This is a genomic window from Aquiflexum gelatinilyticum (genome assembly GCF_024741135.1).
Taxonomy (GTDB): domain Bacteria; phylum Bacteroidota; class Bacteroidia; order Cytophagales; family Cyclobacteriaceae; genus Cognataquiflexum; species Cognataquiflexum gelatinilyticum.
On record NZ_JANSUY010000029.1, the window covers coordinates 1 to 26,484 of the forward strand.

Genomic DNA, 26,484 nt, shown 5'->3' on the forward strand with positions numbered 1-26,484 from the left:
GATCGTTACTGGGGTGATTGCTGAAGCAACAACCGGCCCTGGAACTTGATTGCTTGTGACATTGACCACATTTATAAGATTGTCTCCAAGGTCAAAAACTGCCTGTGTTACAGTATAAGAAACATTGTAAACCCATGTTTCATCTACGTTCAGGATACCTGGTTCTGTAACATCTCCGCTCAAAACTGTGAGATTGATTCCCGAAGTGGTTCCAGGTAAAAAATCCGTGGTAGTTAAATTTGTAACTCTGATATTTCCCGTATTGGTGACAGTGATTTCATAATCAAGTTTTTGGCCGGCTGCGGTAACCGGATTAGGGCCACCAATCTGGGTTTTTGTCACCAATAAATTGGGGGCCTGGATGAGTGTTTCAGTATGAGAATCAGTTGCTGAGACATTAATATTGCCCGCGGAAGCAGAAACTGATGCATTGTTTGTAAAAAATCCCGCATCTATGTCTTCCTGTTTTATATCATAAAATCCTGTAAAACCAGTATTATTGGAAGCTCCAACAGCTAAAGAAAAGGCAGATCCATTAAGGGTAATAGTCGGATCTGTTACCGTTACATTTGAAAGTGGAAAATTCCCGGTATTGGTAACCAAGAATGTGTAATTAATTCTGTCTCCAACATTTTGTATACCGTCTCCATTTAAATCTACATAGAGGCCTGATTTGATGAGACTGATATTAGGTAAAGGCGATGTCATGATGAAAGTTTCTGTCTTTTGACAGTTAAATTCATCTGTAACAGTAGCTATATATGTTCCGGCAGGTAAATTGGTTCGGTTTAATCCCGTTGTTCCATCGTTCCATGTTACTGTTTTTGTACCTGTGCCACCATTGACCGTCAATGAAATAGATCCATTATTGGTCCCGGGAGTAGGTTGACTCACCGATGAGGAAATAGCCAATTCACTTGGTGGCGTAATGGTTTTTGTAAAAGTATTGGTGACTCCCTTTGAATCTGTGACAACCAAAGTGGCTGTACCGTTGGAAGAATAGGTAACGGTTGGATCAGCCAAAGTAGAAGTGGACGGACTTGCATTTGGACCAAAAGTCCAGTTGTAACGGTAGGGTACGCTACCTCCATTTGTGGTAGATATGAATTTTACACTAGTCGAACCGTTTTGTGTACAGGCTGTATAATCAAACTGCACAGCTAATGGAGCGTCTACTGTTATGTCAGATCCAAATTGACATTGAGCACTTGGATAGTCATTACATTGATAACTTGAAAAAAGATTTGCTGAACCTGAAGTAGTCCAAGCCAAAAGTGGGTTTAGTAACTTTACTTGTGCACCACAAGACCAAGTAAATGAATGGTTAAGGGTGACGATTTTGTCTCCTGATTTTGCAGATGGTAGGACGCCCAGCCAAATATTTATGAACTGAGTCGATCCTCCGATAGATAAGTCAGCAAAAAGTCGGGTATTACTTGTACTTGATCCAGAGTTCGAATTGTAAACGATAGAAATATAAGCGGTTTGTTGAACACCTGGAGTACAAGTGGCGAAGGAATCTGACAAAGGTACCCCTGAAGCATCACTCAGATAAACCTGCTTGATGGTAAAATTATTTGACGAACATGAGCTTCCACAGCCTCTCAAGTCTATGAGATTTGGCTGGTTCTGTGCATGAGTTTCTGTGGGGATTATCCCCAACAACCAAACGAAAAATATAGCCAAATAGGCTATAGTAGTTTTGAATTTTCTCATAATTACTACTATTAATTGAAGAGTGTGGTGATTGCTCACCGAAAATTATTTTCAAAAATCAAAACCTAAGTGGAATCTGATTTCCGAGTAATTAGTGCTAAGCTTTCTGCCTTATATTTTATTAAGGCTTTGGCTAGGTTAAAAGATTAAGATTTACAAATGGGTGTTTTTGTAAAGCTTTAAAATTGAATAACAACTACTAAAAACCTTTGGAAAGTCAAAATCTTAAGAATAGGGTGATTTGTTGATCTTAACTTCAATTCAAAAGTTTCAATTTTATTTAGAAAAAGAAAACTTGTGTTTTACAAAGCAAAATTGTGCGCTTTATTTACTTTTTTATTCGGATTTTCGTAAAACCAATCATGTAGTTTAAAAGCTTTTTTACCTAAAGAGAGCATTTTTTCCATAATTGAAATGAATATTTCCAATTATGGTTCTTCAAAAAGTGTTCGGTGGTTAAAACAAAAAAAAGCTACCTGTAAGAGGATTAGTCCCAGGCAGCCTTTTTGATAAATAGACTCTAAACATTAAAAAGTGCAACAAAATTTAATTTCTTTCGGGATTTACTCCCGTTAATTGAGAGTTATTAAAACCATCTAGGGTTTTTCATGGTAACTTTTCTTGCTGAAAGGTAGTATCCGACTGAGATTTCATGCGAGTTAGCTCTCATGTTTTGGAGTACGTTAAGATTTTGGTCATAAGCATATCCAATTCTAAGGTTAGGAGTGGCAAAGATTTCACCGATAAAAGCAACTGCATTTCTTTTGCTTAAAGAACCTGCTTCCGGATTTTCACTCATGATATTTAGATTTGATCTGTAAGAAGCTCCTAACCAAAGTCTATCCATAAAAAGCATCATGCCATTCAAATCATAAGTGGTAGGTGATCCTTTTACTTGCTTGACAAGGAAAGATGGTTTGAATTTTACGTTCTGAGAAACATCCAACAAAGCGCCGGCAGTAAGGTAGAAGTGAATGTCATGATAAGCTAAGGCGATGTCTTCTTTTTCTAAGGAACCCTTTCCTATTAGGTTGTAGGCACTAAGTCCTGCATAAAATTTATTGTTGTGGAAAAACAAGCCAAGATTTGCATTTGGCGTCATCATATTTATCGTGCCTGTAGGAATTTCAGGATCATTATCGTGAAGTGCTTTAAGCATATCTCCATTAATACTGTATTGGCCTATACCTGCACTGGCTCCTAAGCCAAAGAATGATTCTCTTCCTGTCTGTATCCTGTAAGCATAAGTCAACATAGCAGAAGTGGTCTTGGTCGGGCCGATTTTGTCCGATAAAATAGTAGCTCCAAAACCCATCATGCCTTCATTGGCACTAAAATCTGCAGTTAAAGTGAATGTTTGGGGTGCGCCTTCGAAGCCAACCCACTGACTTCTATAAGTGCTTTGGACATATCCTTCATTTTTATATCCGGCATATGCTGGGTTGATATGCAGTCCATTAAAAATGTATTGGCTAAACTGAGGTAATTGTTGTGCGGTTGATTCAGAAAAATTCAAAGAAGAAACCAATAAAATGATTGCGAGTAATCTAAATGTTGTTTTCATAACTTTTAAAGTTTACGGCCGGGTGACCTGATTGCGAGAAGATTATTTGTTTAGAGTTTTTAAAAATGATCTAAATCGTTATGAAAGGATTCAAATACATTATTATGATGTAAATATAGTATAAAATGTATTTCAAATCCAAATTTATTTTAAAAATAATTTTACAAAATGCATTTTTTAACATTTAAAAATGATTTTTATGTGTGTTTGTTGTCAAATCACTCTAGCCTAAAATGCTAAAAAATTATTATTCAAAAATCTCTGAATCACCAAAAAAGTGCATTTAAATTGAGATTTGGCTGTTTTTGATTTCCAAAAAGTAGAATTTGAGATTTATAAAATGGAAAAAATGACTTTAAAGTCATTTTTTCAATAAAAATCAGAAAAGGAAAAAAAGTAAAAAAAATTGGCCACCGAATTTTTCGGCAGCCAATTTAAATTCAAAATATTTCGGTTTAAGGAATTTAATTATTCCTTTTTATACAATTCTTTGCTGACAGCCTCATATTTATCGCCAGACATCCAGACAGGTCTCTCGTTCCAATTAGCTATGTTTTGTGCAGCCAAAATATAGGACTTCCAATAAAGCAAAGCATAGTCTAAGTCAAAGTTATCGACATGGTCTCCCGGCTGGTGGTAATATTTATTGATTTCATCATCAAAAGCTGAAAAACCCAAACTGAAAGTTGGAGCAGGGATACCCTTTCTGGCAAAATTCACATTATCCGACCTGTCATATAATCCCTGTTCAGGAGAAGGATCTGTGGTAGCTTTCAGTCCGAATTCTGTAGCTGCGACTTCGATTAATGGATCGGCTGAAGTTCTGCCCAATCCAATAACAGTTATGATGGATGTATCATTGTATCCACCATTGTCAATATTTAGGTTGAAAATAATTTGATTAAGCGGGATTAAAGGATTTTCAGAGAAATATGCAGAGCCCAATAAGCCCTTTTCCTCAGCTGTCCATGCACAAAGTAATATTGACCGCTTGGGAGGGTTTTTTGCAAAGTATTTTGCAGCATTGATAACGGCCACCGTTCCTACTGCATTATCCCTTGCGCCGTTATATATGGAATCCCCTTCTGCATTGGGTTTTCCCACACCGACATGGTCATAATGTGCAGAAAGCATGATATACTCATTTTTAAGCTTTGGATCTGTTCCTTCAATTATGGCAACCACATTTTTTCCTGTGATTTTTCTATTGATTTTTCCTTGTATTTGGACTTCTGTTGTCGAATACTCTCCTTTCCCAATTGCATTGATTGATTCATTGTTTAAATCTTTCAACCATATATAAGGAATAGTTTCTTCCCCTTTGGAATTATCTACTGTCAATTGCGGTCTGTTCAGATAGTTGGCAACAAGATTCCAAGGTACAGAGGGGACATTATACATTTCAATTAAGGCGATGGCACCTTTTGATTTTGCCAAAGCAATTTTGTCTCTTCCTGCACTGAATAGATCTGCAGGACTTAATCTGTTGGGTGCTCCTACATTGGTCACCACAATTTTTCCTTTGACATCTTTACCTTCAAAATCAGCCTCCTGTCCATATCCGACTACTACCAATCCAAATTTACCGGATAAAGAAGGACCATCTAATACCAAAAGTCCATCTCCTTGTTCAAAAATATTCTTCCCCAAGGAAACAGTTCCTTTTGATGGGGGAGAGGATAATCTAAAAGGAATATTTTGGTAATATCCATTGGCACCTTCAATTTGATGTGCGCCGTATTTCCAAAACTGCTCTGAAATATATCTTGCTGCAGCGTCTATTTCAGGTCGAATTGGGTCCCTTCCCATTAATTCATCTGATGCCAAATACCTGAAATGGGAAATGGCTTCCTTTTCGTTAAACTCTTTTTCAATGCTGCTTTTTTGGGCCTGTACTTGAAATGCAAGTGCCGATAGTGCCAACAATAGTGTTTTCCTTTTTGACATGGTGGTAATTATGTTTGTGGCTGAATATATTATAATTATTGCTGAGTACAAAGAATCCATAAACTTAGACCTATTCAATAAAAATGAATTCAATAAAAGTCAGACCTTAAGGTTAAATTTTGACAAAAAAAAACAGTCTAAGTGACTGTTTCATTTGAGATCCTTTTTTTAGGATTTTTTTGAATGATCAAAGGTTTTCTTCCATTTCACGGTATGCAAGTATTCCGCCAAGCAAGTTCCTAACTTTATTAAATCCTTGGGTTTCAAGGAATCTTTTTGCATTCCCACTTCTTGCTCCTGATCTGCATTGCATTACAATTTCTTTATCCTTGAAATCTTTGATTTCATTAAGTTGATGTGCCAATTGCCCCATTGGAATATTGAGTGCCCCAAGGTTATCTTCTTCATATTCCCATTCTTCTCTGACATCTATAAATACAAAGTCTTCTTTGTCATCCAATTTCTTTTTGAGCTCTTCTACAGTAATATCTTCCATGATTTATTTATTTTACCAGTATTCTAAATGACTTTTGTTCTTTCCCAATGGTGGTTTTGACTACATATATACCGCTTTGCATTCCCTCAAAATTAACATTTTTCCCTTTATCATAATCTGATATGGGAAGTATAATATTTCTTCCCATTGGATCATATACATTGATGGTATCCACTTTGCCTTCTATCAATAATGAACCTACCACAGGATTGGGGTAAATTTTTAAAGGAACTGAAGCCTCTGACTCACTTTCAAAGGGGGGTGTTCCCAATAGATGAGCCCTGATCATAAGAGAACCTTCGACTGTCTCATTCTGAACCCAAGATCCGGTGGCATTAAAAAATATCTCACCACCATTATCATATGTTTTGTCTAATCCCACGTATAGGAAGTCATTTGTAAATTGGGTAAACCCAATATAAAATGAACCATCGATTGCTACATTTTGATCTACTTCAAAGTAGGCAAATTCATTCAGGGAAGTTTTTGTTGGGATAAATACTTCTTTTTTGAAGATAGGTTCTTCTTCCAGTTCCTTCCAAACCATCAGGTCTATAACTCCCCCCAATTGGGTGAAGTTTGTAAAGTTGATGCTGATACCTTTTAAATAAACAGTACTGCTTACCTCGTACCTTACAGCAAGCATTCCTGATCTTTGATTGATTCCTGCAGAATAATCCACGCTTCCATCATCATAAGCCAAAAAATCGCGAATAGGAAGTGTTGTTCTGACTGTGTCATTGATCCTGAAATCCACTTCAGGATAGGTGATTGGTATCCCATTTTCAACACCATTCAATAAGCCATCACCTGTCACCAAGTAGCTGATAAGTTCATAATCCATTTCTTCATCAGGTAGTGGAACATTAGAAATGGTATTGCTTCCGAATGTTCTTCTTTCTTGCCCTACAGGTACAGGATTGAATGGAGTGTTGCTGTTGATCGTCTTGACTACATTCTGATTAGCTTTTTCACGGATTTCAAATGTGTATTCCATTGCTCTGAAACCATTGTCAAGATTTTTGAATTCGTTTGAAGTTGTATTCCAAAATGTATCCTGGTCTTTTTGTAAAATAAAAAGTGGAATGGCAGAATATTTTTCGAATGGCCTTGAATTAGAAAGTGTAAGCGCTCTATCCGGAAATGATAGATCGGTCTCAGTTCGGTTTTTATGGAGGAATACATAATCCAAAATCCAACTGTCAAATGGGCCGGAACTTCTGCCCTGGATCTGAAACCTGAATTGGAATTTATCATGTAAGAATTTAGGAAGGACCTTGATGGTCTCCTGGGTAAAGAAAAATTCTTCTGCGGTAAGCCCTCCTGATTTTTCCCAGACATTGACCCATAAGCTATCTTGATCCAAAAATTGAAGGGAAAGAAAATCATTCGGATCGGGCATTTCTGCTTTTCCACCCGGCTGCCAAAAAAAACTTAAATAAACAGAATTTGCCTCCGAAGTGCTTAATCCGGATAAATCGATAGGAAATGAAGTGATTTTATCAGTCAGTCCTTGTTCAAACTGTACTGTCGAATAAGGCCTGCCTGCTTCGTCTATTCCATCTAGAAGCAAGGTTCCTATTGTCGGAGCGGCATTGGCAACTGTTGTTGACTGGGTTGCGCCTTCACTGATCCATTTGTTTGTATCCAATTGGGGGCCTGAAAAATCATCCCAAAATGGAAGCGTTAGCCTCTCAGCTTTGATTCTTTTATTTGCAAAGGAATCAGATTTTTGTGGTGCTTGAATCGGGGTTGGAAGCTGTTGAAACTGGGCAATGGAAGAGTAAGGACTTAATATAAGTACCAGGATAAAAATTTGAAGAAATATTGGTTTCAATAATCCCATTTAAAAATTGTTTGTTCCTTTTTTTCCTTCAGAAATCCAGATTTCTATGGGTTCACCGGTTTTGACTGATACTCCCGCAGGAGGCATTTGCCTTATAATAATTCCTGGAGCAACACTGTCGGTTTCGACATAGTTGATATTACCCATTCTTAAACCTGATCCGATGATCAAAAACTCTGCGTCTATTTCATCCAGACCAGTCAGAGACGGTACTTCCAGGATTTGGTTTCCTAAACCATCTCCAACAACCAAGTCAATTTGAGATCCTTTTGGGATTTCAAAACCTTCGTCTATGTTTCTACCTCTATATTTTTGTTCCAAAACTACGTTGATCCCGATATCAGGTACATAGATGATTTCCCCACGGACCAAACCTATATTTCCAAGAATTTCCTGGGCATTTTTCAAAAGGCTGTTTACCAGATTTGGCATTTTTATCAATGGTGCATTTCGGGCATTGAGGGTGACATAGATCTTCCTGCCTTTTTTGACTTTGCTGTCAGGACCGGGATTTTGCTTAAGTACAGAGAAAGGTTTGGCTTCTACGCTATAACCGCTATCAATATTTACTTCATAAGTAAGATCTCTATCTGAAAGAAATTTCTCTAGTTCTCCTACCTCAAATCCTTCTAGATTAGGAACAGTCACAGTCTGTCCATGATTGGTGTATGAAGGAAGGTAAATCTTCAGAAAAATAAAGGATAGAATTGTAATGGTCAGGAAAACCAAACCTAGGTGGATGGCAATTTTCTTAATTGAGTCTTTTGTATTCCCCATGAATCAGATGTAATCTTTATGCTAACGTATAAAGGTAAAATTATATTTGCTTTCTAAACAACAAATATCATCAATTCGAGTCTTTATCGGCAGGTAATCCCAAAAGAAAAAAGTCGAATACCCAAAACCAGGTAACTCGACTTTTTTCTTAGATGTGTCATTTTTTGTTTTTCTGAATCGAAAACGAGATTCATCAATTGAACCATCTATACAATTATCTTTTCCGAATTTTGAACGGAAGGGTTTAAGGTTTATTGAATAAATAGTTTTCTGGTTTCCGATACTGATCTACTTGTGATCTTCACGATAAACAACCCTTTTGAAAATTGCTGGGAAGCAAAAGTATAAGTTTGGTTCAAGGTATTGGCGTAATCCACATCATGCAGAAGGGCACCTGTAGAGGAGAATATCTGGATGTTTACCGATTCATAATTTGCAAAATTGAAAGCAACATTGAAGTATTCTACTGCAGGGTTTGGATAAAGGGAAATTTCCCCAAGTTCAGGTACTACAGGTTCAGGGTTTGCTGATATAAATAGCTCAATATTATCTAGGTAAACCGAACTGCTTTCCTCATCACTGTTTTCAATTACGAAAGCTATTCTTGAATTTTTCTTGTTTGTACCGGCAAAAGGTGTCAAATCCACGAAGTCCCTTACAAATTCAGAAGCATTGTTTGGATTTGCATTTGCGGCTTGAACGGTCGTTATTTCCGCACCTGTTTTTCTGTATACTTCAGTGTAAGTATCTCCGCCATTATCGCTTGCCATTACTTTTAACACTGTATTTGGATTCACAATACCAGCAGCCCTGTCAAAGAAAACACTTGCTTGAGGACTGATTGACAGATCCAATATTGGAGAACCCAACCAGAAGCTATTTTCTGTTGGTGTGATTTCTACCTTACTGACATTGCTCCCTATGCTTCCTGATTGAAGGGGAGAAATAACCCAAGAAGGAAACTGGTTTTCAGGATTGATGCTGATCCATGGCCCAATGGTAGAAGTTCCGTTGAAATTTTGCCTAAAGGGAGCCCTTGTTTTTTCGGTATCCATGTGGACAAATCGACTTAAAGTAATTTCTTCCCGAGCATTTTGGTCAAAATTTGGAAATAGTATTGTATAAGATAAAGTGTTGATTCCTAGGCTGGTCGATTTTGGAAGGTTTATGTTGGCTGTTTCTCCTGCAGCCAATGGTTCTGCTCTTGCAATGAAACCTTGGTTTGATCCACCTGAAATCCTCCTGAATATAAATCCCGAAATAGGTAGATTTCCGGTATTGGTTACAGAAATCACTTCACTTTCATGGTTATTGGATCCAATTGGTGTTGGACTGATCAATTCTTCGAGCTTAAGGTCATACTTGAAGGTCTCCTCTTGGAGGATTTCTATATCTTTTATGTATAGATTATTTCCGAAGCCATTTCTTCCGATAAATGCCACACGGACATTTCCAAAACCTGCAAATTGACTTAAGTTGACAATTTCCCTCCTGAACTGGGAATTACTAGTAGGTATAAATTCATCAAGGGTAGGTGTCGAAGTGCGAAGGAAATTAAAATCCTTATCATAAGGAGCATTTATGATATCGAATGTATTGCCGCAATCTGTAGATACCGCTACCAACAAGTAATCCCCAAACGAGTTGTTGTTGAATGGACCATAGGCCATATTGAACGTTAACTGTGCATTTTGGAAAGTACTGAGATCTATCTGAGGAGATATGAAATAATCCAATTCTCCGAATGCCTCATATTCATAATTCCTAATAAACAATGCCTGTTCAGCTTGTCCGTCTAACACAACTTGGGTTGCTTGCCATGTAAATAAGCCATCAGGATTATCGATTACCCACTTATTTCCGATATCATCAAAACTGAATGCGTATGGAAGTGGAACTACGGGTTGAATGCTTGGGCTCGACTGAATCGTATTATTTGAAGGGTTTTGATCTGCTGTACCGTTTACAAGTCTTATCGTGGCAACAAAGTTATTTCCTGAAGAATTTAAACTGATCGGATCAAAAGACACAGTAGTTTCTTGACCTGTATTCAAGTTTAAATTAAAGTTCTTTGATTGTAGAAGTGTTCCGTTGTTTCTAATTTCTATCGTCGCAGAAGTAATAACATTTGTACCCCTATTCAAAATTTCCAAAACTGGGGTCAGGGTCAAATCACAAATTAAGTCCTGAGGTTCCACTATCTTTTGTAAAGCGAGGTCACTTGAAAAAAGCTCCGGAGCAATAGTCCCTCTACCATTTACCAAGGAAGCCCTTCTTGGACTTTCTGCCAAGACAACATCCATTCTTGCGACTTGACCAAATGTGAAGTTATTCATGCAATTATCTGGAGTGTAGTCCATGTAATTTTCCACAAGGTCTCTGGTATTACAGGTAAATCTTGGATTTGAAGTTCTACAAGCATTGTTTGAGCCACTTTGGAGGGGTGTATCTTCCACAAAGTCGTCAACAGAACAATCTCCATCTCCCCAAATATGACGCAATCCGAAAAAATGTCCGACTTCATGGGTTGTAGTCCGCCCTTTTGAACCTGAAACAGCATTGTCACCTTCTCCAAAATAACGGTAATCTATTGTCACACCGTCTGTTTCTCTTGAATTGGGAGGAAAGTTGAGTCCGGGTAAGTTCGAAACCGGAAATGAAGCATAACCTATAAACGGAGACACTAAAGTTACTACCCAAATGTTAAGATAATCTTCAGGTGGCCAAAGAGAAGTCTGGCTTATCAATTCGACATCACTTGAACTGTTTGGATTAAATGAGGTCTTAGGACTCAAAACCCTGACAACCCCTGTAGTAGGCAAACCATTAGGATCTTGTTTGGCCAAGACAAATTCAACATTTGCATCTGCAACAACCCCCAAAAATTCTTCGGGAGTAAAAATCGTATCTGCATTGAGTCTTCTGAAGTCCTCATTCAAAATACGAATCTGGCTTTCAATCTGAGAAAATGGAATATTTGTGGATGCTCCTTCTGGGGTACCGTTGTGAAGGACATGCACAACCACAGGTATTACCCTTTTTTCTGCCTGTACTCTTTGTTGGGGGTTAAAATTTTTCTTCTTTTGGTTGATTTCTTTTGTAATCCATGATTCGAAATACTCTCTGCTGCCATAAATACCCAGCTTATCCTCTTGCATTTTTTCCATGAGCACATGGGCACATTTCTCATCATGAATATGCTGATAGGGTTGGCCAAAAAAATTCTGGGCCTCAACTTTGAGATTTGTCAGGGAAAACAAAAGGAATAAGGCATATCTTATTCCTTTACCAAAAGACTTTAATTTCATCCGTGTTAAATTAAGCAACTAAAACATTTACAGCTTCAACCTTGGTAATCTCAGGAACTGACCTTTTGATTGCTTCTTCAACGCCAGCCTTTAGGGTCATGGTTGACATTGGGCAGGAACTACAGGTTCCGGTCAATTCTAATCTCAGAATAAAATCATCCGTAACTTCCACAATTCTTACATTTCCTCCATCAGCCTCCAAATATGGCCTGATGCTGTCCAATGCTGCTTCAATTCTTTCACTAAGAGGTAAACTCATTTATTTTTTTAATTTACTTGTACAACTTCAGTTTTATTTTTTTCAGCATTCCTTATGGCAACCTGTCTGGCTACTGCCTCTGCCAATGCTGAGAAGGCTTTTTCGGTAATTCCTGATTTCAATACGGCAGGAAATCCAGAATCGCCGCTTTCCCGGATGCTTTGAACGATCGGGATTTCACCAAGCAGAGGAACATCAAATCTCTCTGCAAGTCTTTTTCCTCCCTCTTTGCCAAACAAGTAATACTTGTTTTCAGGCAATTCCTCTGGCGAAAAATAGGCCATATTTTCCACAACACCTAAGATGGGAACGTTTATTTGGGGCTGTCTAAACATAGTCAAACCTTTTGTTGCATCCCCTAAAGCCACTTTTTGTGGAGTAGTGACAATGACCACCCCGGTGACAGGAACTGTCTGGACCATAGTCAGGTGAATGTCAGAGGTACCCGGTGGCAAATCGATAAGCAGGTAATCCAAATCACCCCATTCCACATCGCCTATAAATTGCTTCAAGGCAGAACTAGCCATTGGTCCCCGCCAAACCACCGCTGAGTCAGCAGGAGTCAAGAAACCAATGGACATCAATTTGACACCATATTGTTCTATGGGTATGATGATGTTTTTTCCTTCTACCTGTTTTACTGACGGTTGCTCGGCTTCTACATTGAACATAATGGGGATCGAAGGACCTGAAATGTCAGCATCTATCAATCCAACTTTAGCTCCCATTTTTGCAAGTGCGACCGCTAGATTAGAAGCAGTAGTGGATTTTCCGACCCCACCTTTGCCTGAGGCAATGGCAATTATGTTTTTTACCTGTGGCAGCAAAGGAGCATTTGCCCTACTGCTCGTCACATTGGAAGTCATGTGAATATCCAAAACGATATTCCTTCCAAATGTCTCTTCCAAGACTTCTATGCAATTATTTTTGATAACTTCTTTGAGCGGACAAGCAGGGGTAGTGAGCACTACCTTAAAACTGATTTTATTTTCTGCCACATCAAGATTCTGAATCATTCCCAATGTCACCAAATCCTTTTTTAAATCAGGATCCTGTACCTTGGAAAGCGCTTTAAGAATGTCGTTTTTTTCTATTTTCATTTTTTAATGAGGTAAACCCGACTGCAAAATAGGCTATAATTATAGCAATTGAAAAACCTATATGATACATCAAGCACGAAATATTTCAAAATCATTAACTTTCTTCCCTAGCAATAAGTTTCGTATTTAATCTGTCCTGTTTTTGATGGAATACTTTTTATCTTTGATTCCCAAAATTTAAAAATAAGTGATAAGCAGAAATACCACAGACAAGGTCAGGGAAAGGGTGGACATCGAGGAGGTGGTCAATGATTATGTGCCATTGAAAAAAAAGGGGCAAAATCTTTGGGCTTGTTGTCCTTTTCATAATGAGAGTACTCCTTCATTCTCTGTCTCACCTGCCAAGCAGATATATAAATGTTTTGGCTGCGGAAAGGCAGGGGATCCTATCCAATTTGTAATGGATATTGAAGGAATAGGTTTCAATGAGGCTATCCGGCAATTGGCGCAGAAATACGGTATAGAAATCGAGGAGGACAAGCAAGTTACTCCAGAGGCTGTTCAGGCATTTAATGAAAAGGAAAGCTTATATATTGCTTTGAATTTTGCCAAGGAATTTTTTGTACAAAACCTTCAAAAGGAAGAGGGGAAAGCAATCGGTCTGAGTTACTTCAAGGAAAGGGGATTCAACCCTTCTATTATTGAAAAATTTGATTTGGGGTATGCTTTGGACGGATGGGACAATTTGCTCAAAGCTGCTAAGGAAGCAGGCCATTCTGAAGAAATTTTGCTGAAAGCCGGTTTGATTCTTCAAAAAGAAGGAGAACCTGAAAGACTTTATGACAGATTTAGAGGAAGGGTGACTTTTACTATCCATAACCTCGGAGGAAAACCCATCGGATTTGGAGCAAGAATCCTGACCCAGGACAAAAAGCAACCCAAATACATCAATTCCCCTGAAACAGAGGTTTATCACAAAAGTGACATCCTTTATGGAATCTTTCAGGCCAAGAAATCCATCAGGGAAAAGGATAACTGCTATCTCGTCGAAGGCTACACCGATGTGGTTTCGATGCATCTTTTAGGAATAGAAAATGTGGTCGCTTCCTCAGGTACTTCCCTGACCGAAAATCAGATCAAACTGATCAAACGGTTTACGGATAATATCACCGTCCTCTATGACGGGGACGCCGCAGGAATCAATGCTTCTCTCCGGGGTATAGATATGATTTTGGAAGGGGGCTTGAATGTCAAAGCTGTTGTCTTTCCGCAGGGTGAGGATCCTGACAGTTATTCCAGAAAAGTCGGATCACAAGTTTTCAAAGAATATCTTGAGGAAAAGGCACAGGATTTTATTGCCTTCAAAATCGGTCTTTATGCCGAAGAAGCTGCAAAAGATCCCATCAAGCAAGCAGATCTCATAAAACAGGTTGTAAGTAGCTTGGGGAAAATTCCAGATCCGATCATCAGGTCAGTCTATATCAAGCAGTCCGCAAATCTTCTCGATATAGATGAAGACATCATTCAGACCGAACTGAATAAGATATTTGTAAAGACTGAAAAGGAAAAACACTTTAGGGAACAGAGGGATTCGGAACAGGAGACCAATTTTGAAAATTTACTTCCCACCAAAGAAACGCCTGCGTCTTCATCTTCGCTTATTTATATTCAGGAAAGGGAGATGATGCGACTTTTGGTCAGTTATGGTTTTGAAATGGTGTCTGCAGAAACAAGGGTTTGTGAATACCTGCTTCAGGAGACGGCAGAACTCAACTTTGAAACAGCAGTTTTTAATAAAATTCTCTCTATTTATAAAAATGCTTTGTCTGAAGGAATATTACCCCAACCTGAATATTTTTTGAACTTCGGTGACCATGAGGTAAAAAATGAAGTCATCCATTTGATTACAAGAAAATATGAACTCTCCACACTTTGGGAAACAAGGTTTCAGATTTTCACACATCATGAAGCTGATGATTTGGCTAAGACTGTATATGACAATGTTTTGCATTTGAAGAAAAAAGTAATCAAAAAATTGCTTGAAGAAGCAAAACATAAAATCAAAGAAGCTGATGATGAGAAACTGGATGTAGAAGTAATTAGCCAAAGGCTAGAAATCTACATGGAACTCAAAAAGTTCCAAGTTGAAATCGACAGACAATTAGGAATAGTCGTCAGTTATTGACCAAACTTTAATTGGTGAAATCCTGTTTTGTAAAGCAAAGGGTACTAATTTTGTCACCAAATTATTCAGCATTCAAAAATCAACCATGTCAAATTCAATTCAACTCGATTCAATAGAGGAGGCAGTATTAGCAATAAAAAACGGTGAGGTAATCATTGTTGTAGATGATGAAGACAGGGAAAATGAAGGGGATTTTGTCTGTGCAGCAGAAAAAGTAACTCCCGAAATCATAAACTTTATGGCTACCCATGGCCGTGGATTGATCTGTGCACCGCTTATTGAAGACAGGTGCGACCAATTGGGTTTGCAGCTCATGGTCGGAAATAATACAGCAGCATTTGAAACTCCCTTTACCGTATCTGTTGACCTGATTGGTCATGGCTGTACCACTGGTATTTCTGCTAGCGACCGAGCCAAAACCATCCGTGCCTTGATTGATGACAGCATTCATCCAGATGAATTGGGTAAGCCCGGACATATTTTTCCTTTGAAAGCAAAAAGGGGAGGAGTCCTTAGAAGATCAGGTCATACAGAAGCTGCTATTGATTTTGCAAGATTGGCAGGGTTATCTCCCGCAGGCGTCCTCGTCGAAATTATGAATGAAGATGGTACCATGGCACGATTGCCGGACCTGGTTGAAGTGGCCAAACGATTCAATCTCAAATTGGTGTCTATCAAAGATTTGATTGCCTATAGGTTGAAAAACGAAAGCCTTATCAAAAGGGAGATAGGTGTTGACTTGCCTACTAGCTTGGGGGATTTTGACCTGATTGCATTTAGACAAACCAACACAGATGACCTTCATCTAGCATTGATAAAAGGCTCTTGGACTATCGATGAGCCCATTATGGTCAGGGTACATTCTTCTTGCATCACCGGAGATATTTTTGGCAGTTGCAGATGTGATTGTGGCCCCCAGCTACACAAAGCCATGGAAATGGTGGAAAAAGAAGGTAAAGGAATAGTCCTTTACATGAATCAGGAAGGGAGAGGAATCGGATTATTGAATAAACTTAAGGCATATAAACTCCAAGAACAGGGAATGGATACCGTTCAGGCTAATCTTGCGCTTGGTTTGCCGATGGATAAAAGAGACTACGGTGTCGGTGCACAGATTTTGAGGGATTTGGGTGTGAGCAAAATCAGGCTCATTTCCAATAACCCAACCAAAAGAGTTGGTCTTCTTGGATATGGTTTACAGATTGTAGAGCAAATCCCTATTGAAATAGCGCCAAATCCTCATAACGAAAAATATTTGACCACAAAACGAGATAAGATGGGACATACCATTCTTAAAAACGTCAAGTAGTGGAAGCAATTGTTGGCTTAAAATTCGATATTTTGCATAACATAATATAAATTGTATCAACCAATTCAATTTAGGATTCGTTATTGACTTGAACCCAATTACTGAATGAGATGAGGTATATACAACTTACATTGGTTTTATTATTAATATTTAACCTTTCGGCAAAATCCCAAAACGGTCAGTTTCCATCTCAGTTATGGCATAAAGGCCAGATCATCACGACTAACGGTCAGGTTTTTCAGGGGAGTTTGAAATACGACCTTGAAAACAACCTTGTTCAACTCCAAAACAGTGGAATTGAAACTTTTAGTGCATCTAATGTGGAAAGGTTTGAAATCTTTGATGAACAATATGGCGGAATCAGGACCTTCTATTCATTGCCTTATTCCCTTTCGGGCGACTATGAATCTCCCATATTCTTTGAGATTTTGACAGAAGGCAACAACATTGTGTTATTATGCAGGGAATATATTACTACTGACAACAGGGGCATGGGAATGTATTCTCCCATGGTAATGAATCCGATTTGGGGTCCACCTTTGTCAGGTGCATACAGACTAGCTTTCAACTTTTATTTTCTCAAAGACGGAGCAATTCAGAAATATTCCCAAAAGAAAAAGGAACTGTTGGACATTCTTGATGATAGGTCTGATGAAGTTGAACTTTATATGAGAAAAAACAGGCTTACTCATGACCAGCGCGGTGATTTGCTGCGAATTACAGCTTACTACAATCAAATAAAATAATTTTTATGTCAAAAAAACCATTGATTTTGGTTTCCAATGATGATGGAATTACTTCCAAAGGCATCAGGGTATTGGTAAATGTAATGAAAAAACTAGGGGATGTAGTCGTGGTGGCACCTGACAGTCCCCAATCCGGAATGGGACATGCCATCACCATCGGTGAGACTCTGAGACTTTACGAAGAAGATATTTTTGAAGATGTTATCGCTTACAAATCCAGTGGCACACCTGCAGATTGTGTCAAACTTGCAAAACACCATGTAATGAAAGACCGGCAGCCGGATCTTGTGGTAAGCGGAATTAACCATGGAAGCAATACCTCAATATCCGTTTTGTACTCAGGGACAATGTCTGCTGCCATTGAAGGTGCATTGGAAGGCCTTCCCTCGATTGGATTTAGTCTATGTGATTATTCTTCAAAAGCTGATTTTAGCCATGTCGAAGAATATGTATATAAAATTTCCAAACAAGTTTTGGAAAATGGAATTTCAAAAGGAGTGGCATTGAATGTGAATTTCCCACCAAAAAGAAACGAACCGATTCGTGGGGTAAAAGTATGTCGACAGGCCCATGCCAAATGGCAGGAAGAGTTTTCAGAAAGATTTGATCCTAATGGAAGGAAATACTATTGGATGGCTGGTAACTTTGTTAATTTTGACAAAGGCGAAGACAATGATGAATGGGCGATAGCAAACAATTATGTTTCAATTGTCCCCTGCCAATATGACTTGACTGCGCATCACGCGATGAGTCAGATCAACGAGGAATGGAATTGGGATGAATTATAAAAAAAGGGAGGATAATTTTCCTCCCTTTTTGTTAATAACCGGATTAAATTCAAAGCCAGCTTTTTAGCAAGGCTTCACTTTCTTTCCATAACCTTTCCCTCATTTTCTTCGAATTGGCTTCTGAAGATGGTTTTAAAGGTTTACTTTTCTTAAAGTAATAGCCATTTTTCAATGAATCTATTTTTGTTTTTGCAAGAAAAATAGTCGTTTTGGCACCTTCCTCGGCAGTAATCATAAAAGGAGAGGCCAATTTCCAAAAGAAACTAAAAACTCCAGAAGTTTCTTTTCCAAAATTGGTTTTCACCACACCGGGATGTAGCGCATAGGCATTCAAACCTTTTTCTCCATATTTATCAGCTAAAGATTTGGTAAACAAAATGTTGAAAAGTTTTACATTGGCATAGGAAACAAATGAACTGAATTTTTTCTTTTCATAATTTAGGTCATCAAAATCCACCTTTGCAGCCCTGTGCCCTTCTGAACTTACATTGATTACTTTCGCTCCATTCGAATTTAATAGAACTGGCATCAAATGATGGGTCAAAAGAAAATGGCCTAAATGATTTGTTGAAAGCCCCATTTCAAATCCATCTTTCGTTACTTCTTTGTTCTGAAAAATCCCACCGGCATTATTGATCAAGACATCCAAAGTGGATGTTTTGTCAAGGATACTTTTTGCAGCTGAGACCACTGAGTCCATGTCAGCAAGGTCGCAGTAGATAAATCTGACCTTTTTTTGATCAGGGGAGGAAAGAGATTGGATCAGCTTATTGGCTTTCGATTCATTTCGGGCTAATAAAAAAACTTCATTGAAATAGGGGGTAAGCTTGGAGAAAGCAACTTCTCCAATTCCTGAAGTGGGCCCTGTGATAGCAAGTTTCATTTGTTTTTTGTTTTTTCTAAAACAATTAAAAACTCATATGGTTCAAGAAAACTAATTTTATTGATATTAAATTTTAACCCTCACAAATTAAAAAATTTGTATTTTTAGCCATGTGATTTTCAGAAAATTACATAAAAAGAAACTTTCAATGCCAATGATTTTCCGTTCACGTTGGTATCTAGGAAGTTATAAGAAACCTGCTTATTCATCGATCGACCTCACTGATACAAAGTGGAACAACAAAAGCCATTTATTGACATAGATCAAGTTTTTAAAAACAAAAATCCCAACCTACATAGGTGGCTTCCGGGATTCGTTATCAATTATGTCAAAAAAGTTGTCCATGAAAATGAAATTAACAAAGTCATGGCCAATATTGGCCATCTGCAAGGGATGGAATTTGTTAATGCTCTCATAGGAGAATTTGGCGTGGAGGTGACTTTGACCGGGGCGGAAAATATCCCTTTGGACAAGCCTGTGATTTTTGCTTCCAATCACCCTTTGGGAGGAATGGATGGAATAGCATTTATGTATGCATTGGGCAAATACAGAACCGACCTCAGGTTTTTGGTCAATGACATCCTGACCAATATCAAAAACTTTGAGCCACTGTTTGTTCCAGTAAATAAACTAGGCACCAACAGTCGGGATGTCTCAAAATTGATAGAGGAGACTTATGCTGGAAGGTATGCCGTTTTGGTTTTTCCTGCCGGGTTGGTGTCACGAAAGCAGCCTGTTGGGATCAAAGATTTGGAATGGAAAAAAAGTTTTATCAGCAAATCCAAAAAGTACCAAAAGGACATTGTACCAGTCTTTATTGAGGGGAGAAATTCAAATTTCTTCTATAACTTCGCTAATCTCAGAAAACGAATCGGTATCAAAACAAATATTGAAATGTTTTATTTACCCGATGAAATGTTTTCTCAAAGAGGCAAAAAAGTCATCATACATATAGGAAAACCGATTCCTTACAGTTATTTTGATAAGTCAAAAAGTGAAAGCGAATGGGCCGAGGAAGTAAAGCAGATTGTATATAAAATGGCCTAAATGATAGATTTATGCAAGCAGTAATCCCTGCAGTAGACAGAGAATCAATAAAAAAGGAACTTACTCCGGAAAGGTTTTTGCGTTATTCAAACAACGGAAACAATTTAATCTATCTGGTCAATTACCACAACGCACCCAATACCATGAGGGAAATCGGTCGTTTGAGGGAATTGACGTTTAGACATGCAGGTGGTGGTACGGGTCTCGAGGTGGATATTGATGACAATGATATTCTTCCAAATTGTTACCAGCAACTCATTACATGGAATCCCGAAGATGAGGAGATTGTGGCAGGTTACCGCTTGATCAAATGTAAAGAAGCCGGAATAGATAAAGATGGTAATATCAACTTATCAACGGCCCATTTATTTGCATTTTCTGATAAATTTATCCAAGAATATATACCCTACACCATTGAGCTTGGACGCTCTTTTGTCCAACCGCAATACCAACCAAGCCTTGACAACAGGAAAGGTATTTTTTCACTGGACAATCTTTGGGACGGCTTGGGTGCTGTGGTCAAACTTAATCCTGACATCAAGTACCTTTTTGGTAAAGTGACAATGTATCCTCATTACAACAGGGAAGCAAGGGATTTTTTGCTATATTTTATGCAATACTATTTTCCTGATCATGAAAAATTAGTCTCACCACATCCTGAATTGCTCCTAACCTACGAAACCGATATTTCAGCTTTTTCTGAACAGCTTAAGGGGCTGGATTATAAAGAGGGATATAAAGTTCTTAACAGTAAAGTAAGAGCTTTAGGAGAAAATATTCCACCCTTGATCAATACCTATATGAACTTATCACCCACAATGAAGTCATTTGGTACGGCAATGAATGATGAGTTTGGTGCAGTGGAGGAAACAGGGATTTTGATCACCTTGGAAGATATATTCGAAAGTAAAAAGCAAAGGCATATCGAGACTTTTGATCGAGATAGGGTTTTTGGAAGCAGAGGGTAATTATGAAAAAAACAGTAATCATAGGAGCATCCACCAACCCTTCAAGGTATGCCTACCTGGCGGCAGAGATGTTGTCAGAACGTCAGATTCCGATAGTGCCTGTTGGTATCAAAACAGGTGTCGTGTTTGACAATGAAATTTTGAACATTAGAGAAAAACCCGCAGTGAAGGATGTTGACACAGTGACACTTTACCTTGGGCCACAGAATCAACTTGAATGGTATGATTATATTCTTTCACTTAAGCCAAAAAGGATCATATTCAATCCCGGAACAGAGAATCCTGAGTTTGAAAAATTGGCTAAGAAAAATGGGATAGAAACATGGGAAGCCTGCACTTTGGTACTACTGAGTACCGGTCAATATTGATTTTTTCTTGCTTCCAAAAAAAGGTTCATATACCAAATATGTGGAGCAGAGATCAAGGATACCAAGATGAAAAAAAGCAAAGTAAGTTGGTCGAATTCCATCATTTGGTGAAAAAATAATAAGATAAGGGCAATCCCAATCAGACTCATCGATGTGAAAGGCAAGAGTTTTTTGATGAAATTTTTTAATTTTTGATTTTCAAGGTAATCTTTCAAAGCGTCAAATTCTTCGGTCATGCTTGGTAATGAATGCCAAAATCCGAAGTAAATGATGAAGCCAAGAAGAAGAGGAAGTTGATACAATAACAAGCCAAGTAAACTTATCTCCAGAACCAGAATCAATCCTTTTTCGCCAAAATTAACTCCAATCAGAGTTGCCGAAAGACCCCAAAAAAAGGCAATTACAAATATTCCATATTGTGGTAAACCTCTTACATCAATGATATTTGCCAAAATGGATTGGGTATAATTAAAATCTCCCCATAAAATGGTGCTTAGGATAAAAGATCCGAGAGAAATATAGGTTAAGCTAGAAAATTTATTAAGTGGAGTTTTTAAAAAGTGGCTTTGTCCAAAGTGGTAAGCAGACATAATAAGAAAGGCTGCCAAAGCCAAAATAGGGAAAATAAGCCAAATTGCGAGATAGACCGCGATGATTAACAGATATTTAAAGATGAATCTGATTAGATTTTTTCTACCTACAACAGGGTTAAGCAAAAGATGGTCAATCGCTCCATGGGGAATTCCGATGGATATCAGGATTGTGGCAAAACAAATCCATTGAAACATTTCATTTCCTTCAAAAAACAAAAGGTAGCTGATTCCCAAAGTTGCTCCAATAATTTTCCCCGCAGTCTCAATGCCTTTCATAATTCAAAAGAGATTTTAGAAAAACGCCAAACTTCAATCTCGAAAGAAGACTTATTTCCTCCCAAATGTTGGTTTCTTCATGGAGGAATTTCAGGACTAGGTTAGCTTGGTTCTTAGAAAACATTTGCCTGAAGATATCAGGTAAGGCTCCGGGCCACTTGATAGCTATATTTAAAATGATATTGTCATAAAATCTGAACCTTGGTTTCCTGTTCCACTTTCTCGAGCTTACAGTTCCATTTTTATTCAATTCAGATACAATGGACATGCAGTGTTTTTGGATATCATAAAAAGTGTATCCTGTTGATGGCTTGGAACAGCCGGCCAATGTTCCAATGCTGATGATGTTTGGGTTTTGGTGAGTGGGGATTTCAAATGTAGTCATAGGAATGCTACCTGATTCTTTGAAAGTGATTTCATATTCGGATTCTCTAAGTTCACTTTCCATATATTCAGAAAGTTTTCTTTCCATTTCTGACATTTCCACCCCGTTTTTGGAATAAAGCGTATATTCAATGAGTGCCTCTTTTTTATTGTATGGAAGGATATAAAAGAAATCAGTTTTTTTTTGTTGATCTGTGACAAAATGCATCATGGATACCGCACTTGGATCAAAATAATCATTCTTGCAAGAAACTTTCCAACCGACAAATGATTGCTTTAAAATTTGATTTTCGCTCCTTTGTGAAGGAAAAGGAATGCTGTTAAATAAAAAATTAGACTTGAAAACACCGGATTTTGAAGTCAAAACTTGTACTGGACCTCCGACAATGCTTTCAATTTTTTCCACGCTGTCTTTTAAAATTGAGACATTGGGAAATCGCTTTATTTTTTCGATTATCTCTTTATAAAAATCTAAAGATTTGACATGAAAGTATTTGAGGTTTTGAAGATCAGCTGAAATCGATTTTTTGGATTCAGTAATGCTGATTGAGTCCCAATAAACCAAAGGAGTATTTTTTGGATGTATTCCGAGTGGTTTTTCTGCCCAATAGCACCACGTTCTGTCATTTTCAGTTTTGGAAGAGTGGTCAATCAGCAGGATTTTTTTATCCTTGAGTGGGCTGTCAAGTAAATAATAAACCAAACTTAAACCAGCACATCCAAGTCCTGTGATAATGTAATCGTAGGCTACCATGGGTCTCTTGGGTTGATAAAGAAAAAGGCCTCTCCTGTCCAAGAGAAGCCTTTTCTATTTTAATTATGCATGTTGTACTTTTTTGTTTTTGTTGGTTTCAGAAATGGCAACTGAATAAATTACCAAACCGAATCCGATTTTGTTGATGGCATCAGCCAAATTGTAGAACAAATCAATGCTGCTAACTTCAAAAGCACCTGATAATAAGTTTCCAGGCAACACCATATAACCCAAAGGATAGATAGACCAACCTAATGTGATGAAGATTTTCAATAAAAACATCGCTCTTCCCAGTGCAGGGCTATCAGATTCTTTAGCAAGTTTTGCCACGTCTCCTGCAAATACTTCATAAACAATATATAAGTAACCAACAGTTGAAATGATACCCCACATTACATTGTTTTCAATTCCTGAAGTCTCACCTATATATCCGGTAATCAACATCAACAAAGAAGCAAGGATAAGTTTTGTAAGTGTACTTGTTTTGGCACCAAAAGGCTTGGTCAACAAATAAAACTCTACGCACATCAACGGAACAGTCAATGTCCAATCTACATACCTAAATGCGGTTGGACTTTGACCTGTCTGAAGATAAAAATCTCTCATGTAATAATAGTGTACTGCTGCGATTCCGGTGATAAGTCCGGATACCAGTAAGGATGTTTTCCATTTGTCGCTTACAGAGCTTCTTTCTACGAAAAAGAAAACTGCTGAAGCGAACATAGCCATGTATCCTATAAAGAAAGTAATGGCGACCGGGTCACTGTTGATGATCTTATCGAGACCAATCAAATCTGCTGCTAAGAGGGTGTTCATAGATTAATGATTTTAGTTAGAATGGATTTTTGAAATATTATTTGGGTGAGACCTCGTGTACATAAGCTAAACAGAATAAATTTTGTTTAATTATTGGTATATAATATTAAACAATTGTAAATAAAGTGTTGAAAAACAGGTTTAAACAGATGTAAAATGTCTGATAGAAAAAAAATTTATATAATTCGGTATTTTAGAATTAATTCAGTAAAAAATTCTGAAGATTTAAGAATTTGAAAAATAGATTAAAAATGAATGATTAAGGGCGGTTTTAAGGTGAAATTAGGGTAGGTGCTCTCGATTTTTTTGTGTATAATTACGGGTTAATTAAAGAATGAAAAAATCTCTTTTTTTTCATAAAAAAGGCGTTTTAAACAAGGTATGAGCGAACAAAAAGAAGGAAATCATCAGGATTATTCAGCAGATAATATCCAGGTTTTAGAAGGTTTAGAAGCGGTTAGAAAAAGACCTGCTATGTATATCGGTGATATTGGAGTCAAAGGACTTCATCACCTTATTTGGGAAGTGGTTGATAACTCAATTGACGAAGCGCTTGCAGGTCATTGCGATACTATTCATGTGGCAATCAACGAAGATAACTCCGTTACAGTAGAAGATAATGGAAGAGGTATTCCGACAGATATGCACCTGAAAGAGAAAAAATCAGCTCTTGAGGTCGTGATGACAGTGTTGCATGCAGGCGGTAAATTTGACAAGGATACCTACAAAGTATCCGGAGGTCTTCATGGTGTAGGGGTGTCTTGCGTCAATGCCTTGTCTACTGATTTGAAGGCCACAGTCCATAGAAATGGGAAGGTTTTTGAGCAGGAATACAAAATAGGTGTTCCTCAATATCCTGTTAGGGAAATAGGAGTGACAGAAAAAAGAGGGACGATTATCCATTTCAAACCGGATGCTTCAATCTTTACCCATACTGAGTTTAAGTATGAAACAATTGCGACTAGGTTGAGGGAAATGTCTTTTCTGAATGCCGGGATCAGGATTTTCTTGAAAGATTTCAGGGAGCTTGAAGAAGACGGTACCCCTCGGACTGATGAATTTTATTCAGAAGGTGGATTGGTGGAATTTGTCCAATACTTGGATGAAACCAAAGAAAAGATCATAGAATATCCGATTTACATAGAGTCAGAAAAGGGAAATGTGCCTGTTCAGGTGGCAATGAGCTATAATTCTTCTTATTCTGAAAATGTTGTATCTTACGTCAATACCATTAATACCTATGAAGGCGGGACTCACGTTTCCGGTTTCAGAATGGCGTTGACTAGGACACTGAAGAGCTATGCCGATAAATCAGGTATGCTTGAAAAGCTGAAACTTGAGGTTTCGGGTGACGATTTCAGAGAGGGATTGACAGCAGTAATTTCTGTAAAAGTTGCTGAACCTCAATTTGAAGGACAGACTAAAACAAAACTTGGGAATTCTGATGTTCAGGGAGCAGTGAACAGTGCGGTTTCTGAAGTTTTACAATCTTGGCTTGAAGAGCATCCAAAAGAGGCCAAGATTATTGTAGGCAAAGTAGTATTGGCAGCACAGGCAAGACATGCGGCTCGCAAAGCCCGTGAAATGGTGCAGCGGAAAAACGTACTTGGAGGCGGTGGTCTTCCCGGTAAACTTGCTGATTGCGCCAATTCAGATCCAACTGTCTGTGAACTTTACCTTGTCGAAGGGGACTCTGCTGGAGGCTCAGCCAAACAAGGCAGAGACAGAGATTTTCAGGCGATTCTTCCTTTGAAAGGAAAAATCCTAAATGTCGAAAAAGCCCATGAACATAAGATTTATGACAATGAGGAGATAAAAAATATTTTGACAGCATTGGGTGTCCGGTTCGGAACTTTGAATGATGACAAAGAATTGGACATGTCATCTTTGAGATACCATAAAATTGTTATCATGACGGATGCTGATATTGACGGTTCACATATCAGGACCTTGATTTTGACATTGTTTTTCAGGTACATGCGCCCATTGATTGAAAATGGATATGTCTATATCGCCCAGCCCCCATTATATTTGTTGAAAAAAGGCAAAGACGAGAGGTATTGTTGGAATGAGGAAGAAAGAAAAAGACTTACCCGTGAAATGGCAGGTGAGGGAAAAGAGGACAGTGTCAATATCCAGCGATACAAAGGTTTGGGAGAAATGAATCCTGAGCAACTTTGGAGCACTACGATGGATCCAAATACAAGGACATTAAAACAGGTTACAATAGAATCCGCAGCCGAAGCCGACCATTTGTTTTCCATGTTGATGGGGGATGAAGTTGCTCCAAGAAGGGATTTTATTGAAAAAAATGCCAAATACGCCAAAATTGATTCGTGATTTTGATAATTTCATTTAAAAAAGGGCCAAAAGCCCTTTTTTTTTGTTAATTAATGAATTATTCACTCCTTCGG

The 26,484-nt window shown here is 38.0% G+C and carries 21 protein-coding genes; 8 read left to right on the top strand and 13 right to left on the bottom strand.

Going from position 1 to position 26,484, the window contains the following annotated elements:
• The 9 genes from NU887_RS20190 to NU887_RS20230 all read right to left on the bottom strand — a co-directional run.
• Positions 1-1,716: DUF7507 domain-containing protein (locus NU887_RS20190; protein WP_258425201.1), on the bottom strand; the 1,716-nt coding region annotated here is incomplete at its 3' end.
• Between the two features lie 586 nt (positions 1,717-2,302).
• A complete protein-coding gene (locus NU887_RS20195; RefSeq protein WP_258425202.1) occupies positions 2,303-3,280 on the bottom strand; it encodes a PorP/SprF family type IX secretion system membrane protein in 978 nt (325 codons plus the stop codon).
• A 468-nt stretch (positions 3,281-3,748) separates the two neighbouring features.
• On the bottom strand, positions 3,749-5,227 hold the full coding sequence (locus tag NU887_RS20200; protein ID WP_258425203.1) for a M28 family peptidase: 1,479 nt from the start codon (positions 5,225-5,227) through the stop codon (positions 3,749-3,751).
• A gap of 187 nt (positions 5,228-5,414) precedes the next feature.
• The gene (locus tag NU887_RS20205; RefSeq protein ID WP_258425204.1) at positions 5,415-5,723 is read right to left on the bottom strand and encodes a rhodanese-like domain-containing protein; all 309 of its coding nucleotides are present in this window, start codon (positions 5,721-5,723) and stop codon (positions 5,415-5,417) included.
• 7 nt (positions 5,724-5,730) lie between these two features.
• The gene (locus NU887_RS20210; RefSeq protein ID WP_258425205.1) at positions 5,731-7,569 is read right to left on the bottom strand and encodes a T9SS type A sorting domain-containing protein; all 1,839 of its coding nucleotides are present in this window, start codon (positions 7,567-7,569) and stop codon (positions 5,731-5,733) included.
• Positions 7,570-8,346, bottom strand: coding sequence for a PASTA domain-containing protein (locus tag NU887_RS20215; RefSeq protein WP_258425206.1), 777 nt, complete (start codon positions 8,344-8,346; stop codon positions 7,570-7,572).
• 251 nt (positions 8,347-8,597) lie between these two features.
• Positions 8,598-11,654 carry a M43 family zinc metalloprotease gene (locus tag NU887_RS20220; RefSeq protein WP_258425207.1) on the bottom strand — a complete coding sequence of 1,019 codons (3,057 nt, stop codon included), beginning with the start codon at positions 11,652-11,654 and terminating at the stop codon, positions 8,598-8,600.
• Between the two features lie 10 nt (positions 11,655-11,664).
• Entirely contained in the window at positions 11,665-11,913 is a 249-nt protein-coding gene (locus tag NU887_RS20225) for a NifU family protein (RefSeq protein WP_258425208.1), read from the bottom strand.
• 8 nt (positions 11,914-11,921) lie between these two features.
• The gene (locus NU887_RS20230; protein WP_258425209.1) at positions 11,922-13,013 is read right to left on the bottom strand and encodes an Mrp/NBP35 family ATP-binding protein; all 1,092 of its coding nucleotides are present in this window, start codon (positions 13,011-13,013) and stop codon (positions 11,922-11,924) included.
• 187 nt (positions 13,014-13,200) lie between these two features.
• Between NU887_RS20230 and dnaG the strand changes: the two genes are divergently transcribed.
• The 4 genes from dnaG to surE all read left to right on the top strand — a co-directional run bounded on the left by dnaG (position 13,201) and on the right by surE (position 17,981).
• On the top strand, positions 13,201-15,138 hold the full coding sequence (gene dnaG, locus NU887_RS20235; protein WP_258425210.1) for a DNA primase: 1,938 nt from the start codon (positions 13,201-13,203) through the stop codon (positions 15,136-15,138).
• Between the two features lie 85 nt (positions 15,139-15,223).
• On the top strand, positions 15,224-16,447 hold the full coding sequence (locus NU887_RS20240; RefSeq protein ID WP_258425211.1) for a bifunctional 3,4-dihydroxy-2-butanone-4-phosphate synthase/GTP cyclohydrolase II: 1,224 nt from the start codon (positions 15,224-15,226) through the stop codon (positions 16,445-16,447).
• Between the two features lie 110 nt (positions 16,448-16,557).
• Complete coding sequence (locus NU887_RS20245) at positions 16,558-17,193, top strand: hypothetical protein (RefSeq protein ID WP_258425212.1); 636 nt, start codon at positions 16,558-16,560, stop codon at positions 17,191-17,193.
• A 5-nt stretch (positions 17,194-17,198) separates the two neighbouring features.
• Positions 17,199-17,981: a 5'/3'-nucleotidase SurE gene (surE, locus tag NU887_RS20250; protein ID WP_258425213.1), complete on the top strand. Its 783-nt coding sequence runs from the start codon at positions 17,199-17,201 to the stop codon at positions 17,979-17,981.
• A gap of 49 nt (positions 17,982-18,030) precedes the next feature.
• On the opposite strand, the gene NU887_RS20255 is transcribed toward surE, so the two are convergent.
• Positions 18,031-18,864 carry an SDR family NAD(P)-dependent oxidoreductase gene (locus tag NU887_RS20255; protein ID WP_258425214.1) on the bottom strand — a complete coding sequence of 278 codons (834 nt, stop codon included), beginning with the start codon at positions 18,862-18,864 and terminating at the stop codon, positions 18,031-18,033.
• A gap of 231 nt (positions 18,865-19,095) precedes the next feature.
• Between NU887_RS20255 and glsA the strand changes: the two genes are divergently transcribed.
• Genes glsA through NU887_RS20270 form a run of 3 tightly spaced genes read left to right on the top strand, consistent with a single transcriptional unit; the run spans position 19,096 to position 21,247 of the window.
• Positions 19,096-19,911 (top strand): lyso-glycine lipid O-acyltransferase GlsA, encoded by an 816-nt coding sequence (glsA, locus tag NU887_RS20260; RefSeq protein ID WP_258425215.1) that lies wholly within the window; start codon positions 19,096-19,098, stop codon positions 19,909-19,911.
• A gap of 11 nt (positions 19,912-19,922) precedes the next feature.
• Entirely contained in the window at positions 19,923-20,879 is a 957-nt protein-coding gene (gene glsB, locus NU887_RS20265; protein WP_258425216.1) for a glycine N(alpha)-acyltransferase GlsB, read from the top strand.
• Positions 20,880-20,881: 2 nt separating this feature from the next.
• A complete protein-coding gene (locus NU887_RS20270; protein WP_258425217.1) occupies positions 20,882-21,247 on the top strand; it encodes a CoA-binding protein in 366 nt (121 codons plus the stop codon).
• Here NU887_RS20270 and NU887_RS20275 read toward each other — a convergent pair.
• From NU887_RS20275 to NU887_RS20285, 3 genes are all read right to left on the bottom strand, one after another.
• Positions 21,238-22,116: a Brp/Blh family beta-carotene 15,15'-dioxygenase gene (locus tag NU887_RS20275; RefSeq protein ID WP_258425218.1), complete on the bottom strand. Its 879-nt coding sequence runs from the start codon at positions 22,114-22,116 to the stop codon at positions 21,238-21,240. The two genes, NU887_RS20270 and NU887_RS20275, sit on opposite strands and share 10 nt — an antisense overlap.
• On the bottom strand, positions 22,103-23,254 hold the full coding sequence (locus tag NU887_RS20280) for a lycopene cyclase family protein (RefSeq protein WP_258425219.1): 1,152 nt from the start codon (positions 23,252-23,254) through the stop codon (positions 22,103-22,105). Before NU887_RS20280 ends, NU887_RS20275 begins: the two co-directional genes overlap by 14 nt.
• A 63-nt stretch (positions 23,255-23,317) precedes the next feature.
• Entirely contained in the window at positions 23,318-24,070 is a 753-nt protein-coding gene (locus tag NU887_RS20285; protein WP_258425220.1) for a bacteriorhodopsin-like, read from the bottom strand.
• Positions 24,071-24,451: 381 nt separating this feature from the next.
• On the opposite strand from NU887_RS20285, the gene gyrB reads away from it, so the two are divergent.
• On the top strand, positions 24,452-26,410 hold the full coding sequence (gene gyrB / locus NU887_RS20290) for a DNA topoisomerase (ATP-hydrolyzing) subunit B (RefSeq protein WP_258425221.1): 1,959 nt from the start codon (positions 24,452-24,454) through the stop codon (positions 26,408-26,410).
• Positions 26,411-26,484: the final 74 nt, after the last annotated feature.